The organism is Streptomyces sp. NPDC050164 (genome assembly GCF_044459945.1).
GTDB lineage: Bacteria > Actinomycetota > Actinomycetes > Streptomycetales > Streptomycetaceae > Streptomyces > Streptomyces coeruleorubidus_A.
The window spans coordinates 289,187-305,434 of the sequence record NZ_JBITJK010000002.1 but is presented as its reverse complement, the minus strand read 5'-3'; the positions used below and the strand labels follow the sequence as shown (position 1 = coordinate 305,434).

Annotated in this window: 15 protein-coding genes and 1 pseudogene; 13 read left to right on the top strand and 3 right to left on the bottom strand. The window is 68.8% G+C overall.

All coding sequences use genetic code 11. The features are described from left to right. Positions 1-81: 81 nt before the first annotated feature. The 6 genes and pseudogenes from iolD to ACIBNA_RS04115 all read left to right on the top strand — a co-directional run bounded on the left by iolD (position 82) and on the right by ACIBNA_RS04115 (position 5,039). Entirely contained in the window at positions 82-1,965 is a 1,884-nt protein-coding gene (iolD, locus tag ACIBNA_RS04140; RefSeq protein ID WP_399163722.1) for a 3D-(3,5/4)-trihydroxycyclohexane-1,2-dione acylhydrolase (decyclizing), read from the top strand. 14 nt (positions 1,966-1,979) lie between these two features. Then, complete coding sequence (mmsA, locus tag ACIBNA_RS04135; RefSeq protein ID WP_399163721.1) at positions 1,980-3,482, top strand: CoA-acylating methylmalonate-semialdehyde dehydrogenase; 1,503 nt, start codon at positions 1,980-1,982, stop codon at positions 3,480-3,482. Between the two features lie 19 nt (positions 3,483-3,501). Then, a pseudogene (locus ACIBNA_RS04130) lies at positions 3,502-3,789 on the top strand (hypothetical protein); the annotation flags it as partial. 135 nt (positions 3,790-3,924) lie between these two features. Then, entirely contained in the window at positions 3,925-4,197 is a 273-nt protein-coding gene (locus tag ACIBNA_RS04125) for a helix-turn-helix transcriptional regulator (RefSeq protein WP_274816482.1), read from the top strand. Next, on the top strand, positions 4,194-4,661 hold the full coding sequence (locus ACIBNA_RS04120) for a hypothetical protein (protein WP_399163720.1): 468 nt from the start codon (positions 4,194-4,196) through the stop codon (positions 4,659-4,661). The genes ACIBNA_RS04125 and ACIBNA_RS04120 overlap by 4 nt, the downstream gene beginning before the upstream one ends. 195 nt (positions 4,662-4,856) lie before the next feature. Then, positions 4,857-5,039 (top strand): hypothetical protein, encoded by a 183-nt coding sequence (locus tag ACIBNA_RS04115; protein ID WP_399163719.1) that lies wholly within the window; start codon positions 4,857-4,859, stop codon positions 5,037-5,039. Positions 5,040-5,193: 154 nt separating this feature from the next. Here ACIBNA_RS04115 and ACIBNA_RS04110 read toward each other — a convergent pair whose 3' ends face one another. Both ACIBNA_RS04110 and ACIBNA_RS04105 read right to left on the bottom strand, forming a co-directional pair. Then, positions 5,194-5,733 (bottom strand): ABC transporter permease, encoded by a 540-nt coding sequence (locus ACIBNA_RS04110; protein WP_399163718.1) that lies wholly within the window; start codon positions 5,731-5,733, stop codon positions 5,194-5,196. Then, positions 5,730-5,954, bottom strand: a complete 225-nt coding sequence (locus ACIBNA_RS04105; protein WP_399163717.1) for an ATP-binding cassette domain-containing protein — start codon at positions 5,952-5,954, stop codon at positions 5,730-5,732. Before ACIBNA_RS04105 ends, ACIBNA_RS04110 begins: the two co-directional genes overlap by 4 nt. Positions 5,955-6,485: 531 nt before the next feature. Between ACIBNA_RS04105 and ACIBNA_RS04100 the strand changes: the two genes are divergently transcribed. The 3 genes from ACIBNA_RS04100 (at position 6,486) to ACIBNA_RS04090 (ending at position 10,787) form a co-directional block, all read left to right on the top strand. Next, a complete protein-coding gene (locus tag ACIBNA_RS04100; RefSeq protein WP_399163716.1) occupies positions 6,486-9,140 on the top strand; it encodes a CocE/NonD family hydrolase in 2,655 nt (884 codons plus the stop codon). After that, positions 9,137-10,009 carry an ABC transporter permease gene (locus ACIBNA_RS04095; protein ID WP_399163715.1) on the top strand — a complete coding sequence of 291 codons (873 nt, stop codon included), beginning with the start codon at positions 9,137-9,139 and terminating at the stop codon, positions 10,007-10,009. Before ACIBNA_RS04100 ends, ACIBNA_RS04095 begins: the two co-directional genes overlap by 4 nt. 256 nt (positions 10,010-10,265) lie before the next feature. Beyond that, the gene (locus tag ACIBNA_RS04090; RefSeq protein ID WP_399163714.1) at positions 10,266-10,787 is read left to right on the top strand and encodes a hypothetical protein; all 522 of its coding nucleotides are present in this window, start codon (positions 10,266-10,268) and stop codon (positions 10,785-10,787) included. 142 nt (positions 10,788-10,929) lie between these two features. Here the strand turns inward: ACIBNA_RS04090 and ACIBNA_RS04085 are convergent, their stop codons facing one another. Beyond that, entirely contained in the window at positions 10,930-12,108 is a 1,179-nt protein-coding gene (locus ACIBNA_RS04085) for a right-handed parallel beta-helix repeat-containing protein (RefSeq protein ID WP_399163922.1), read from the bottom strand. Between the two features lie 401 nt (positions 12,109-12,509). Here ACIBNA_RS04085 and ACIBNA_RS04080 point away from each other — a divergent pair, with 401 nt between their 5' ends. From ACIBNA_RS04080 to ACIBNA_RS04065, 4 genes are all read left to right on the top strand, one after another. Next, positions 12,510-12,854, top strand: coding sequence for a hypothetical protein (locus tag ACIBNA_RS04080; protein WP_399163713.1), 345 nt, complete (start codon positions 12,510-12,512; stop codon positions 12,852-12,854). Positions 12,855-13,205: 351 nt separating this feature from the next. Further along, the gene (locus ACIBNA_RS04075; RefSeq protein ID WP_399163712.1) at positions 13,206-13,523 is read left to right on the top strand and encodes a hypothetical protein; all 318 of its coding nucleotides are present in this window, start codon (positions 13,206-13,208) and stop codon (positions 13,521-13,523) included. Between the two features lie 287 nt (positions 13,524-13,810). After that, positions 13,811-14,119: a hypothetical protein gene (locus ACIBNA_RS04070; RefSeq protein ID WP_399163711.1), complete on the top strand. Its 309-nt coding sequence runs from the start codon at positions 13,811-13,813 to the stop codon at positions 14,117-14,119. Between the two features lie 904 nt (positions 14,120-15,023). Then, a complete protein-coding gene (locus ACIBNA_RS04065; protein ID WP_399163710.1) occupies positions 15,024-16,133 on the top strand; it encodes an LPXTG cell wall anchor domain-containing protein in 1,110 nt (369 codons plus the stop codon). Positions 16,134-16,248: the final 115 nt, after the last annotated feature.

The following is a 16,248-nucleotide window of genomic DNA, read 5'->3' as shown; positions in this document are numbered from 1 at the left end:
AGAGACCACATGTTCACCCCCGGTAGTGAACGCCCGCGGCGGCCGCTGCGCACCCGTCACCATCCATAGGGAGGGATACCGATGACCTCGACGACGAGGCTGACGGTCGCACAGGCGCTCGTACGCTTCCTGTCCGCCCAGTACACCGAACGCGACGGCGTCCGGCAGCGGCTCATCGGCGCCACCTGGGGCATCTTCGGCCACGGCAACGTCGCCGGCATCGGCCAGGCGCTCCTGGAGTACACCGACGCGATGCCGTACCACCAGGGCCGCAACGAACAGGCCATGGTGCACGCGGCGGTCGGTTACGCGCGGCAGTCGGGCCGCCTCTCCACGCACGCGGTCACGACCTCCATCGGCCCGGGCGCCACCAACCTCGTCACCGGCGCCGCCCTGGCGACCATCAACCATCTGCCGGTGCTGCTCCTGCCCGGCGACATCTTCGCCACCCGCCCCGCCGACCCGGTCCTCCAGCAGCTCGAAGTGCCGTACGCGGGCGACGTGTCGGTCAACGACTGTCTGCGCCCGGTGTCGAGGTACTTCGACCGGATCGCCCGGCCGGAGGCCCTGATCCCCTCCGCGCTGAACGCGATGCGCGTGCTCACCGACCCCGTCGAGACCGGTGCCGTCACCCTCGCGCTGCCCCAGGACGTGCAGGCCGAGGCGTACGACTGGCCCGACGACTTCTTCGCCGAGCGCACCTGGACCGTACGGCGACCCGGTGCCGACCCGACGGAACTCGCAGAGGCGGTACGGATCATCCGCGCGGCGGCAAGGCCCCTGGTCGTCGCCGGCGGCGGCGTCCACCACAGCCGCGCCGAGGACGCGCTCGCCGAGTTCGCGGAGACCACCGGCATCCCGGTCGCCTCCACCCAGGCCGGCAAGGGCTCCCTGCGCCACGACCACCCCCAGGACGTCGGCGGCATCGGCCACACCGGCACGGCCACCGCGAACGAACTCGCCCGCACCGCCGACCTGGTGATCGGCGTCGGCACCCGCTACACCGACTTCACCACCGCTTCCGGCACGCTCTTCTCGAACCCGGACGTCCGGTTCCTCAACCTCAACGTCGCCCCCTTCGACGGCCACAAGCTCGCCGGGCACCCCCTGATCGCGGACGCCCGCACCGGCCTGGAGGAGCTGACCGAGCGACTGGAGATGCACGAACACCGGGTCGCCGCGTCGTACGCCACCGAGTACACCGAGGACAAGGAGCGCTGGGAACAGCGCGTCGACGCCTGCTACGAGGTGGACGAGCCGGACACCCGCCCGACCCAGCCGCAGGTCCTCGGCGTGCTGGACGCCCTGGTCGACGAGTCGGACATCCTCATCAACGCGGCCGGCTCCCTCCCCGGCGACTTGCACAAACTGTGGCGTACCCGCTCGTACGACCAGTACCACTTGGAGTACGGCTACTCCTGCATGGGCTACGAGATCCCGGCCGCGATCGGCGTCAAGATGGCCGCTCCCGACCGGCCCGTGTGGGCACTGGTCGGCGACGGAACGTACCTGATGATGCCGACGGAGATCGTGACGGCCGTACAGGAGGGCGTCGCGATCAAGGTCCTGATCATCCAGAACCACGGCTACGCGTCCATCGGCGGACTGTCCGAGTCGGTCGGCGGCGAGCGGTTCGGCACCGCCTACCGCTTCCCGTCCGAGGACGGCACGTACACGGGCCCGCCGCTGCCGGTGGACCTCGCCGCCAACGCGGCCAGCCTCGGCATGCGCGTCCTGCGCGCGAAGTCCGTACGGGACCTGCGGGAGGCCCTCGCCGAGGCCCGGGCCGCTGACACACCCACATGTGTCTACGTGGAGACCCAAACGGCAGACACAGTGTCGGGCGCGCCTCCCGCGCAGGCCTGGTGGGATGTACCCGTGGCCGAGACCGCGACACGGCCGTCCGCGGTCAAGGCACGTGAGCTGTACGAACGGCACGTCTCCACCCGACGCCGCCATCTGTGAAGGAGTTCCCGGCCATGACGAAGATCGTCAACCACTGGATCGGCGGCAAGACCGTCGAAGGCGCCTCGGGCACGCACGGGCCGGTGACCGATCCGGCGACCGGCGAGGTGACCACGAAGGTCGCGTTCGCCTCGGTCGAGGAGGTGGACGCGGCGGTCGCCGCAGCCAAGGAGGCCTTCACCACCTGGGGCCAGTCCTCGCTGGCCCAGCGGACCTCGATCCTCTTCAGGTTCCGGGCGCTGCTCGACGCGCACCGTGACGAGATCGCCGAGCTGATCACCGCCGAGCACGGCAAGGTGCACTCCGACGCGCTCGGCGAGGTGGCGCGCGGCCTGGAGATCGTCGACCTGGCCTGCGGCATCAGCGTGCAGTTGAAGGGCGAGCTGTCCACGCAGGTGGCGAGCCGCGTGGACGTGTCCTCGATCCGCCAGCCGCTCGGTGTCGTCGCCGGCATCACGCCGTTCAACTTCCCGGCGATGGTGCCGATGTGGATGTTCCCCCTCGCCATCGCGTGCGGCAACACGTTCGTGCTGAAGCCGTCCGAGAAGGACCCGTCGGCGTCGATCAAGCTCGCCGAGCTGCTCGCCGAGGCAGGCCTGCCGGACGGCGTCTTCAACGTCGTCCACGGCGACAAGGTGGCGGTGGACCGGCTGCTCGAACACCCGGACGTGAAGGCGGTGTCGTTCGTCGGCTCGACCCCGATCGCCCGCTACATCCACTCCACCGCCTCGGCGGGCGGCAAGCGCGTCCAGGCGCTCGGCGGCGCCAAGAACCACATGCTGGTCCTCCCGGACGCCGACCTGGACGCTGCGGCCGACGCCGCCGTGTCCGCCGCCTACGGCTCGGCGGGCGAACGCTGCATGGCCATCTCGGCGGTCGTCGCGGTCGGCGCGATCGGCGACGAACTGGTGGAGAAGATCCGCGAGCGCGCCGAGAAGATCAAGATCGGCCCCGGCAACGACCCCGCCTCCGAGATGGGCCCGCTCATCACCAAGGTCCACCGCGACAAGGTGGCCTCCTACGTCGAGGGCGCGGCGGCCGAGGGCGCCGAAGTGGTCCTCGACGGCACCGGCTACACGGTCGACGGATTCGAGAACGGCCACTGGATCGGCATCTCGCTCCTCGACAAGGTGCCCACGTCGGCAAAGGCCTACCAGGACGAGATCTTCGGCCCGGTCCTGTGCGTGCTGCGCACGGAGACCTACGAGGAGGCCCTGGACATCGTCAACGCCTCGCCGTTCGGCAACGGCACGGCGATCTTCACCCGGGACGGCGGCGCGGCCCGCCGCTTCCAGCTGGAGGTCGAGGCCGGCATGGTCGGCGTGAACGTCCCGATCCCGGTCCCCGTCGGCTACCACTCCTTCGGCGGCTGGAAGGACTCGCTCTTCGGCGACCACCACATCTACGGCAACGACGGCACGCACTTCTACACCCGCGGCAAGGTCGTCACCACCCGCTGGCCGGACCCGGCCGACGCCCCCGCGGGCGTGGACCTGGGCTTCCCGCGCAACCACTGACCGCTGCCCGGACAAGCCGGGCAGGACCAAGGACTGGATCACCGGGCTGAAGAAGGACGCGATGGCCTGGGCGGACCGGGGCCTGATCGAGAAGGGGCTGGTCCGGGACGAGAAGGTGCTCGGCCTCTTCCCCGTGCGCCGCTACCCGGCACGCCGTCCGCTCATGGAGTCGATCTCACACGGCCAGTGGTCCGCGACAGCGGTGCGCCATGTCGTGCGGGCGGCGGAGGAGGCGCTGGCGGTGACAGCCGACATCCGCCTGAGGCGGCCTCGCACGGACGGCGCAGCGGCATCAGGGTCACGCTGAGGCCGACCGGGACGCGTATCCCGGCGCCGGCGAGGTGGGCGAACGCCTGGTGGGTCTCCACCTTGAGCGACTGCCCTGTCTGCCGAAGTGTTGCTGTTTTTTGACGAAGTGTTGTGTTTCTACTACGTTTTATCCATGAGCCCAGTGAGTCATCGCGAGGGAATGCCGATCTACAACCAGCTGAGAGTGCTCCGCGCGGAGCGTGGCCTCAGCCGCGTCGCGCTGGCCAAGCTGGTGGAGGTACACCCGCAGACCATCGGTGCCATCGAGCGGGGCGACTACTTCCCGAGCCTCGACCTGGCGTTCCGGCTCAGCGACGTGTTCGAGCTTCCGGTCGAAGCGATCTTCAGCCGCAAGCCCTTCGCCCCCCTCTCCGCCCAGCTGTACAACAAGGAGGAACGCTCGTGAGCCGCCAAGGTGCCAACGAGACTGCGGATCTGGCCCGCAGTCCCATGCGCCCTGTGGCGCTCTCGCTCTGCGTGCTGAGCGCGGCCATGGTGGTGCTGTCGCTCATCTCGGACGGCAACGCGTTCTCCGACTCGTGGTGGCTCGCGGCCTTCGTGCTCTGGCTGCTGCTGTGGGGCGTGCTGCGCTCGATGACCCGCGGTGTGGCCGAACGGCCGCGGGCGGGACTGGACGAACGTGAACGCGGGCTGCGCGACCAGGTCTCCTTCATCGGATACCAGTGTGCGGTCGGCGCCGGCATGGTCGTCGTGCTGCTCATGGTCGTCTTCCAGAACCAGCCCGACATGATCGAGCGGATGCCCGCGCTGCTGACGACCCTCATGCTGGCCGCGTCCGTCGTACCCTCCATCGTCCTGGCGATGTCCGGTGCGAGCGTCGAGGACGCCGATGCGGATGAGGACGAGTGATTCGACAGCCGCGGACCGGGAATCAGTGCGACGGTAACCGCTCATGAGGACTGCTGACTCACGATGCCGTGATGGCAATGGAGTTGACCGCATGCGGACACTGTCAGCAATCGGTCAACGTTCCCGGAAGAGGAGCGGCGCCTGACGGTCGCCGACCCGCACGCCGGTTCACCCGCCGTGGCGGTGGGCTACCGGATGCCGGACCCGGTCGCCGAGCGCGCCGACTACCTCGCGCACCTCGTCCTGGCCGCGCTGCTGGGACAGGGCGGGCATGCCCTGCTGCGCCGGGGGCCGACCGCGGCCGCGCAGGTGTTCAGCCTCTCGGTGGGCTGGGGTCTCCGGGGCTGGCGAGGAACGAGGTCGATGCCAGGCCGCTGAGTGCCACGACCGCCCGCTGGCACGCAGCGGCGTGACCGGCGAACAGGTGAGCCGGGCGGCCGCCCGGCTCAGGTCCACGAGGCGGCGGTGGCACCACTGCGAACGGGCGCTGCCGACGAACTCGGCTTCTGACGGGTTGAGGGGGCTGTGCGGGTCAGCCCCGGTTCTTCTTGATCCCCGCCACAATGGCGATGAGAACGGCGATTCCGATGGCGATCCAGACGGCGATGCTCATGAGGTGCTCCTTCAGTGTTTTCCGGTAGGGGGTTGGTTGGGGACGGGTCGGGGGCAGCGGACTAACGCAGCCGCAGCGCTTCGGTGAGCGGTATGCGGGAGCCGCTGCGCAGCACGCTGCCGCGTACATCCGCCCGGCGACGCGGGTCATCCCCGCCAGCGCGGCGACCGCCAGCACCAGGGAGAGGCCGATCTGCCAGGCCGGGGCGATACCCAGCAGCATGCGGGCCGGCATCAGGATCGGGCTGAGCGGCGGTACGAGCGACAGCCATTCGATCAACGGGTCGTGCGCGTCCTTGCTCAACAGGGCGATGCCCAGCACGAACGGCATGGTGATGAGCAGCATCACCGGCTGCACGACCCCTTGCAGGTCCTCCTGCCGTGAGACCCGCGCGGCGGCTGCGGCCAGCATGGCGGCGAAGAGGAAGAAGCCGAGCAGGAACCACACGCCCAGCGTCACCAGTGTCCCAAGCCGACCGGGTGGCCGCGCCAGCGGACCTCTCCCTCGTCGGGTGTGAGGACGCCGAGGATGATCCGCATCGTCGTGGTCTTGCCTGCCCCGTTGCTTCCCACGAAGCCGAACAGCTCACCGGCGCGGATGTCGAAGGTCATGTCGGCGACTGCCTGACGTCTGCCGTACCTCTTTCGTACGCCGTCGACCTCCAGGGCTGGCCCAGTCATCTCGCGTACCTCCAGATGCGACGCGCTAACGAGATGGAGTATTGCGTTAACACATCACTTCGTCAATGTAGTCATACGCTTTGGAGCTCTACCACGCGCAGTCCGCGAGACGGGCCATCACGTCGAACTCGGCGGGCCAGGCGTACCAGCTGACCGCGGGCACCTTCCGCAGCCCGCCGTGGTGACACTGCCGGCCGGGGTGTTTCGGCGGTCATCGTGCTGCCTTTGTGCGGTGTCAGGTGGATACGTGTTCCGGCTCGGGCCCGTCGTGGCCACCGAGGGGGTGTGTTCCGTGTACGCCGCGCTCTGAGTGCCACCGGTCCGCCAGCCCCTCACAGCCGCCGATGGGAATCGTGCTGTTCGGTTCCCGCCAACCCAAGAAGCGAAGGAATCCGGAGTGCGGACGGGGTGACCAGGCCCCGTCGTACCGCGGACGTGGTACGCCATGGGGCCGCGTACTCCCGTAGGAGGGGTGCGGGTTCGGCCTTCGGTCGACAACTGTTCGACAGGTTGACCCCGTACCGTTGACGCATGGATCTTCGACTGCCCGGACTGCGCGGGCTGCTTCGGGGGCCCCGGCGCCTCATGGCCGCCGGGGCCGCCGTCGTCGTGCTCGCCGGAGCGGGGACGTGGACGGCCGTCGCGTCCGACGAGGTGCCCCCGGTCGACCGCGCCGACCGGGTCCTGGACACGGGGAACGGGGTGCGTATCGACACCTCGTACTTCACCTCCGGCGGCCCCGGCCGCCGCCCCGCCGTCCTGCTCGGCCACGGCTTCGGCGGCAGCAAGAACGACGTACGGCAGCAGGCCGAGGATCTCGCCAGAGACGGCTACGCGGTCCTGACCTGGTCGGCGCGCGGCTTCGGCAAGTCGAACGGGAAGATCGGGCTGAACGACCCCAAGGGCGAGGTCGCCGACGTCTCGAAGCTCATCGACTGGCTGGCGAAGCAGCCCCAGGTCGAACTCGACAAGCCCGGCGACCCCCGCGTGGGCATGGCCGGCGCCTCGTACGGCGGCGCGATCGCCCTGCTCACGGCGGGCCACGACGCCCGCGTGGACGCCATCGCCCCGGCCATCACGTACTGGAACCTCGCCGACGCGCTGTTCCCGAACGGCGTGTTCAAGAAGCTGTGGGCCGGCATCTTCGTCAACTCCGGCGGCGGCTGCGAGCGGTTCGAGCCCGCGCTGTGCCGGATGTACGAGCGGGTCGCCGAGTCGGGCAAGCCGGACGCCGAGGCGCGCAGGATGCTCGACGAGCGTTCGCCCTCCGCGGTCGGGGACCGCATCAAGGTGCCGACGCTGCTGATGCAGGGCCAGTCCGACTCCCTCTTCCCGCTCGGCCAGGCCGACCAGGCCGCGAAGGCCATCCGCGCGGGCGGCGCCCCCGTCGACGTCGACTGGATCGCCGGCGGCCACGACGGCGGCGACATGGAGACGACTCGCGTCCAGGGCCGCGTGCAGAGCTGGTTCGACCGCTATCTGAAGGACGACAAGGGCGTCGACACCGGCCCCGCCTTCCGCGTCACCCGCACCCTCGGCCTCGGCTCCGGTGACGGCGAGCCCCGGCTGACCGGCGTGACCTCGGACCGCTACCCCGGCCTGGAGAGCAAGCAGCGCTCCATCGCCCTGGCCGGCCGCGAGCAGAGCTTCGACAACCCGCCCGGCGCCAGCCCGCCCGGCGTCTCCGCCCTGCCCGGCCTCGGCGGCGCGGGCGGCCTCAGCCAGCTGTCCTCGCTCGGCGTCGGGGTCTCCCTCGACTTCCCCGGCCAGTTCGCCGCGTTCGAGTCGGCCCCGTTCCGGGACGACGTCCAGATCACCGGCTCCCCGACGGCCACGGTCCACGTGAAGTCCACCAGCGACGACGCCGTGCTCTTCGCCAAGGTCTACGACGTCGGCCCCGGCCGCACCCAGCCGGTACTGCCCTCCCAGCTGGTCACGCCCATCGGGGTCGAGGGCGCCAAGGCCGGCAAGGACGTCACCATCACCCTCCCGGCGATCGACCACGAGGTCGACGACGGCCACCGGCTGCGCCTGGTCCTCGCCTCGACGGACCTCGGCTACGCCTCCCCGACGACCCCGGCCACGTACACCGTCTCCCTCAAGGGCGACCTCAAGGTCCCGTCGGCGCTCGGCGAGAGCAACGCACAGGGCCCGCTGCCCGCCTGGGTGTGGTGGATGCCGCTCGCCGGCGCCGTGATCGCCCTGGCGCTGATCATCACCGGACGCCGCCGCACGGCGGCACCCGCCCCTCCGGACCCCGAGCTCGCCGAAGTGCCCCTCCAGATCACGGACCTGACCAAGCGGTACGCCAAGTCCTCCGACCGGTACGCCGTGAAGGACCTGTCCTTCCGCGTGGAGAAGGGCCAGGTCCTCGGCCTGCTCGGCCCGAACGGCGCCGGCAAGACCACCACCCTGCGCATGCTGATGGGCCTGATCAAGCCGGACGGCGGCGAGATCCGCGTCTTCGGCCACGCCATCAGCCCGGGCGCCCCGGTCCTGTCCCGGGTCGGCGCCTTCGTCGAGGGCGCGGGCTTCCTGCCGCACCTGTCCGGCCGCGAGAACCTGGAGCTGTACTGGCGCGCCACCGGCCGCCCGGCCGAGGACGCGCACATGGAGGAGGCCCTGGAGATCGCGGGCCTCGGCGACGCCCTCGCCCGCGCGGTGCGTACCTACTCCCAGGGCATGCGCCAGCGCCTCGCCATCGCCCAGGCCATGCTCGGCATGCCGGACCTGCTCATCCTCGACGAACCGACCAACGGCCTCGACCCGCCCCAGATCCGCGAGATGCGCGAGGTGATGATCCGCTACGCCGCCGCCGGGCGCACGGTCATCGTCTCCAGCCACCTCCTCGCGGAGGTCGAGCAGACCTGTACCCACCTGGTCGTGATGGACCACGGGCAGCTCGTCCAGGCGGGCCCGGTCGAGGACATCGTCGGCTCGGGCGACACCCTCCTGGTGGGCACGGCCACGCCCGTGGAGGAGCCCGTCGTCGAGAAGGTCGCCGCCCTGCCGGGCGTCGCCTCGGCCGTGCCCGTCGACGAGGGCCTCCTGGTCCAGCTCGACGCCGACGGCAGCCCGCAGCGCCTGGTCGCCGAACTGGTACGGCTGGACGTGCCCGTGCGGTCGGTCGGCCCGCACCGCCGCCTGGAGGACGCCTTCCTCACCCTGATCGGAGCCGAAGCATGAGCAAGCTCGCCGAGCGGGCCGAGCCCGTCGAGGTCGCCGACGGCTACCGCGCGGGCCGCACCCTGCCCTTCCGCGTCGAGCTGGTCCGGCAGCTGAAGCGGCGCCGCACGATGGTCATGGGCGGCGTCCTGTTCGCCCTGCCGATCATCCTGCTCATCGCCTTCCAGGTCGGCGGCGACCCGGGCGGCAACAACAACCGCGTCAACCTCATGGACACGGCGACGGCCTCCGGAGCCAACTTCGCCGCCGTCAACCTCTTCTCCGGCGCCGGCTTCCTGCTCGTCATCCCCGTCGCCCTGTTCTGCGGCGACACGGTCGCCTCGGAGGCCAGCTGGTCGTCCCTGCGCTACCTGCTCGCGGCCCCCGTGCCCCGGGCCCGGCTGCTGTGGTCCAAGCTCGCCGTCGGACTCAGCCTGAGCCTGGCCGCGCTGGTCCTGCTCCCCATCGTCGCCCTCGTCGTCGGCACGGCCGCCTACGGCTGGGGCCCGCTCCAGCTGCCGACCGGCGGCACCCTGCCTACCGGCACCGCCGCCCAGCGCCTGCTGATCGTCGTCGTGTACATCATGGTGTCCCAACTGGTCACCGCGGCCCTCGCGTTCTGGCTGTCGACCCGGACGGACGCACCGCTCGGCGCGGTCGGCGGCGCGGTGTTCCTGACCATCATCGGCAGCGTCCTCGACGAGGTGACGGCCCTCGGCGACTGGCGGCACTTCCTGCCCGCGCACTGGCAGTACGCCTGGCTCGACGCGGTCCAGCCGCAGTTGCAGTGGACGGACATGATCCAGGGCACGTCGATTTCCGTGACGTACGCGCTCGTGCTGTTCGCCCTGGCCTTCCGCGGTTTCGCCCGCAAGGACGTGGTGTCCTAGGCCAACGGGCGCGGCGCGGGCGTCAGGGCCGGTACGCCACCGCCGTCGAGGGTCTGCGCGAGGGCGCCGTTTTCTGGGGCCCTGGGGGAACGCCTGTTTTGGGGTCGAACATTTTTAACGCATTCGCCATGGTTCGCCACCCCTTCCGCGGAACACAGAGATCCATCAGCATGAACAGGCCGGGTCCGACCAGCCTGGCGGTGAGGGGGAGATCGCCGTCCTGCCCGCACGGGCGAACGGATCCGGAGGGGACACCATGCGAACAGTCAGAAAGCAGGCCGTGGAATGGCTCGCCGCCGCCGCGACCGACCCGCGCGGCTGCAAGCGGCAGTGGCGGGGAGAAACGGGGATCGCCGTGCTGGCCTGCGGACGGTTCTGGGACGTGCTGAGTGTGCCCGAGGAACTGGGTGTGCTGGCCCTGGGCGCCCTGTTGCGCACCCCACAGGCCCCCGGTCCCGTACTGACGGACACCGCCGCGCGCAGAGTGGGCTTCTTCCTGCCGCCGGACCCGATGGGCCGCTGGGTCGGTCCGAATGTCCGGTACCTGGGAAAAGGCGCATGGGTCACAGTGCCCGCGCCGCATCTGGCCGGAGGAGGCCTCCGCTGGCTGGTTCCGCCCGACGGCACGGGGACGCTGTTCCGCCCCGCCGCCGTGGAACTGGCTCTCGAGTACGCCCTCGGCACCCTCGCCGCGCAGGCCACCGCGCGGCGGCGGTGTCCGACGTGTGGAGCCCTGACCGCGGAAACGCGTTGTCGCGATGCCGGCCAGTCCGTATGACGGCGGCGTACGCGGACGAGATCGAGACCCTGTATCAGGGCTGACCCGCTCCCACGCACGAGAACAACCCCGCACACGACAACGGCGGGTCACCCGATGACCGGTGACCCGCCGCGGTGTGCGGTGGTCAGGCTGCGGTGTCCTAGCAGAGGCCTGGACGGTTCTCGGTCACACCGGCGTTGGCACGCCAGTTGTTGGCCGTGCCGGCAGTTCCCGTACCGGTGGTGTCGTCGTGACAGTCGTGTTCGCCGTTGTTCCTGAGCGTGTTGGTGAAGATCCTGTTGCCCGCATTGCCGCCCGCGTCGATACGGATGCCGTCCCTCGGATTGTTGGTGGCGGTGTTCGACGAGATGAGGGACCCGGTGAGCGAGTTCGGACCGACGTTGATGCCGTCGCCGGTGGCGCTGGTCGAGTTGGTGATCTTGTTCGAGATGATGCTGACGTCGGTGCTCGCGTTTCCGCCGAACGCGGTGCTGGTACGCACGCCGCGTACACCCCTGTCGATGATGTTGGAGCGGATCCTCAGTCCGGTGTTGTCGTTGCCGACAAAGATCGCGGAGCCGGTGTTGTTCAGGGCGTCGTTCGCCCGCACATCGGTGCTCGCGGAGTTGAAGATGGCCAGCAGCGAACCGTCCTGCCGGGAGATGTTCTCGTCGATGTCGACGTCGTTGACCGCTCCCGGCAGCGTTCCGGTCAGCACGATCCCGGACGAGCTGTTCTGGAAGAAGGTGTTCTCGCTGATGTCGGCGTTCTTGAGGCCCTGGTCGGAGTACACGCCGTTACCGCTGGAGGCTCCTGCTTGGTTGTTCTGGCGGATGCAGTTCTGCTGGACCGCGGAAGGAGTCGCACCGTTGGAGTTGAAATAGACTCCGAGCACGTTGTTCTGCACCGTGTTCTCTGTGACGTTGTGCCCGGAGAACGCAGCACCCGTGAGCACCCCGGAGCCGAGCGTGTTGTTCTGAACCGTGAACTGCTGGAACCGGATGCCGTTCGCCAGCAGGTTGACGACACCGCCTGACGCATTCGACGCCTGGACGATCGCATCGACGTTCGGGTCCGGCGCATCGGAGTCGGTGCACACGGACGGGGTACGCGGCCCCGTCAACTGCAGGTTCGCCTTGTTCACGGTGACCACTTCGTCGTACGTCCCGGGGCAGACCCTGATGGTCGCCCCGGGCGACGCCGCGTTGACTGCCGCCTGGATGGAGGTGAAACCCGCCTGCGCGCACTGTGCACCGTCGTCATCCACAACCAGTTCGGTCTGAGCGCCGTGGCTCGGTGCCGCAGAGAGCGCCGCAACGGCTGCCACGCACACCGACACGAACAACCGCTTCTTCATGCCCTACTCCTTCGTTCTCAGGACAGAACCAGCGATCACGACAGCTGCTGGGATCGCAGCGCTGAGTCAACGCACGAATTGACAGCCGGAGAATCCGGCTCGCTGATCCTCCTCGACCTTCGGGTGCAGGGGCGAGACCAGCAACTTTCGATGCGCCGTTCGGATCTTCCGAGGACAGTCACCTTGGCGCCGCCCCGGAGGGCCGGACCCATACCGCGACGTCGATGCCGTAACGCCGGACACTCAGCCGACAGGGCGGACATGTTTGCAGGATTGGTATGCCCGTGGTCACATTTCCCCGAAAGGTGCCTAAATGGCATTTAGGCCCTGATTGAAGGCCGTCCGTCGATGGCGGCTTGGCCAAGTGACACCTGGGAGGACCAATGCCTCACCGCATGCTCTGTTCGGCGGCCACCGTGCTGCTGGCTTCCGCATCGCTCTTCGCCGCCGCACCCGCGCAGGCGGCTCCGCAGCAGACGTTCCCCTGCAGCGTCGGCTTGCAGAAGGTCGACAGCGCCCTGACCACCAGGGTCACCCTCACTGCCCTGTGCGACGAGACGCGAACCATCGGCGTGAGCATCACCGCTGACGGCACCGAGCGCGCGAGCCTGCAGTACACCGTTCAGGCCAATGTCCAACAGAGTGTCACGGTCACCCTGCCCAGAGTCCCGCAGCTGTGCGCCACGCTGCAGACCGACGGCGAGAGCGCGACGCTCTGCACCCCCTGACGGTACCTCTCGTCGGCACCCGCCCGATGCTCACGGTGGCCGCCGCTCATCTCATGGTCCGCATGGCCTGGGTGGACGGCGGCTACCGCCGTTTCGGCGTGGAGCCGGCCACCACCTGCCTGCGAGCCGGCGCAAGTGCAATGCGACCACAGAAAGGGAGAACTGCTGCTGCTCCGTTGGGTGATCGACCTAGTGTGTGGTCTGGGAATTCTGCAATTCATATCAACTGCTGTGCAGGGCCATGTGGATGAAGTTCCTGGGTCAGGGCCTCCCCAGGTGGTGTGGCCAACCGCGTTCGTGCAATATCGGTTCCGTTCTTCCAACGGAGAAGGACTGGAACGGAGACATCAAATGCGCAAGAGCATGAAGCTGGGTGCCGCATCGACCCTCGCGGCGGTCGCCCTCCTCGCGGGATCCGCCTCGGCTGCCAGCGCCTTCGGCGGGGACTTCGACGGCAAGCACGAGGGCGACCCGTACGTCTGCGGCAACTCCTCGACCGATTCGGGAGCGGGGGACGGAAGCACCTCCACCGCTGTCGGGTACGGCCCGGTGACGGCCTGCCAGGTCGGCGAGACCAACATCTTCAACAACAACCAGAACGGCGAAGTGTCGGGCGGGGACATCTTCATTTTCGAGGAGATCACCGACATCATCGAAACCGTGGCGTGACCTAGCGTCAACAGGGTCAGCGGGTCCTTTCTCGTTGCTTGGAGAATCCCGACCCGGCCTGCAAGCATCTTCCCTGACGGCGGATGGGGTGAAATCCTCGTCCGCCGAGGGGGAGGAACTCCGTCGGCCCGCCGACGGGGGTCGCTGCTGAATTCATATCAACTGACGCGCACGGCCACTCGGATGAACTTCCGGAGCCAGGCCCCTTCCTGGTGGAGCGGCCTTGAGCGTTCAGGCAGTATCGGTTTTGTTCTTCCAACAGGGAAGAACCGGAACGGAGACATCAAATGCGCAAGACCATGAAGCTGGGTGCCGCGTCGACCCTCGCGGCGGTGGCCCTCCTCGCGGGATCCGCCTCGGCTGCCAGCGCCTTCGGCGCGGACAACGAGGTCGACCCGTACGTCTGCGGCAACTCCTCGACCGAGTCCGGAGCAGGCGAGGACAGCACCGCCACCGCCGTCGGGTACGGCCCGGTGACGGCCTGCCAGGTCGGCAAGACCAACATCTTCAACAACAACCAGAACGGCGACGTGTCCGGCGGGGACATCGACCTGGAGTCGATCCTCACGGAGGTCCTTGCTCCGGTGGTCCCCTGACCTAGCGTCAGCACACGGATGCGCCCCTGATTCGGGTTGTGATCGTTCGATTCGTGATCGCCGGTCAGGGGCAGGGCGTCATTTCTCGGTTCCCTGGAGAATCGAGGCCCGATCCCAGAAGCGCCTTTCTCTGACAGGCGTATGAGGTGACATCCTCGTGCGCCGGGGGAGAGGCGCTTTCCGTTTCACCAGCGAGCGTCGACCCCATGCCGGCAGCGGCCATCCATCTCGATGGCCGTTGTTTCTTTTCCGTGGTCGGTGAGCTTGGCCAACTTGTTCGAGTGCAGCCGTCTCGAATATCGTCCGATCGGCGTAATTCATGTCAGTCGCCTTACAGGGCCGTTCGGATCAAATTCAATGATCGCTCGCCCGGAAGAGTGTCACCTGCTTGATGGAGGGTTTCCTGCCGATGCAGTATCAGTTCCACCCAGAGGAATGTGAGTCGCATCGCGCCTCGGAGGGAATATGACTGATACGATCATCTTGCCGCGTTGTCCGGAAACCGGGAAAGCGTCGTTCCGTACCGAATCCGAGGCGAGGGCCTGGCTGGTCAAGCAGCCGTTGTTGGAGAAAATCCCCGACCGTATCTACCGATGCTCGGACTGTCGGTACTGGCACTTCACCGGGTCCCATAACTGGACCAGCCAGAAGATCCAGCGGAGGCGGAACTACGGGAGGCGGGAAGCGGTCTCAGGTCGCAGCCGTAAGAAGAGGAGGAGTCGCTGACGCGAGAGAGACTGGCGTCGATGCTGCGGTGCGACCTGTTGCACGCAATCCCACTCGATTCCGGCCTGTGGTACCGGTCGGCCTGAGGCCTGTTCCTTTGGATCCAGGACCGGCTTTTCCCCTTTCTACGAACAGGAAGACGACTAGATTGCGAAAGAACCTGAGTAGGGGAATGGTCGTGGCTGCCGCCGCGACGAGCATCCTGCCCTTGTACGGCATCACGGCGTTCGCGGACACGCAAGCCGGGGTGTCCGTCAACGCCGCTGACAAGTCCAACGACGTGAGCGCCGCGACCGACCCGTCCATCGGGAGCTCCTTCACCAGCGGCCTGAACCCGCGCGGATCGTCCGGCACCTCGCACGGCGCCGGCGACAGCGATGACCGCTGGCCCGGCGGCGTTGACAAGGACACCGGTCACGTCGATGTCGATGTGCCCCGTTTCCTCAGTGACAGTGGGTACGCCGACAGCGGCTCCCGTGGTGACGGCGGGTACGGCGACGAGGTCGGGGCCGAGGTCGACGGCGGCTATGGCGAGGATGTCGTCGCCGAGGTCGACGGCGGCTATGGCGAGGACGTCGTCGCCGAGGATGACGGTGGCTATGGCGACGAGGCCGGGACCGGGGACGAGCCCGGCTATGGCGAGGACGTCAGCTCCGGCGACGACAGTGGCTACGGCGACGACACCGGCAGCGGTAAGGGCACCGGTTCCGGACACGACAGTGGCTACGGCGACGACACCGGCAGCGGTAAGGGCACCGGTTCCGGCGACGACAGTGGCTACGGCGACGACACCGGCAGCGGTAAGGACGCCGGTTACGGCGACGACGCCGGCTCCGGACAAGACAGCGGTTACGGCGACGACACCGGCTACGGTCAGGACGCCGGCTCCCGCCCTGACGGTGGCTATGGAGACGACACCGGCTACGGCGACGACTCGGACGCGCCAGGAGGCTACGGCGACACACCGTCCACGAAGCCTCCCACCACGCCGCCGGCGAAGCCGCCCACGTCCCCGCCGCCCACCCACAGGCCGCCGGCGACGAAGCCACCCACATCGTCGCCTCCCACCACCGCTCCGCCGGCCAAGGAGCCGCCCACGTGGTCACCACCGACCACCCGGCACCCTGAGCCCTCGGTGAAGCCGCCCGCCTCACCACCGGCGGAACCGCCCCACCTCCCCGAGACCGGCCTCGGTAAGGAGGCCATCGCGGCCTCGGGGGCCGCGGCGCTGCTGCTGACGAGCGGCGTGGTCCTGTACCGACGAGGCCGGGCCGCGTCCCGTCGGTAGTGCTCTGCTCCGGGTGCCGGACGTGCCGCGTCCGGCACCCGATTGCTTTCCCGGTCCCCAAGGCCGCGGACCCTTCCGTGGGGAAAGGGATGGGGGCACGACGAATTCAGATGGC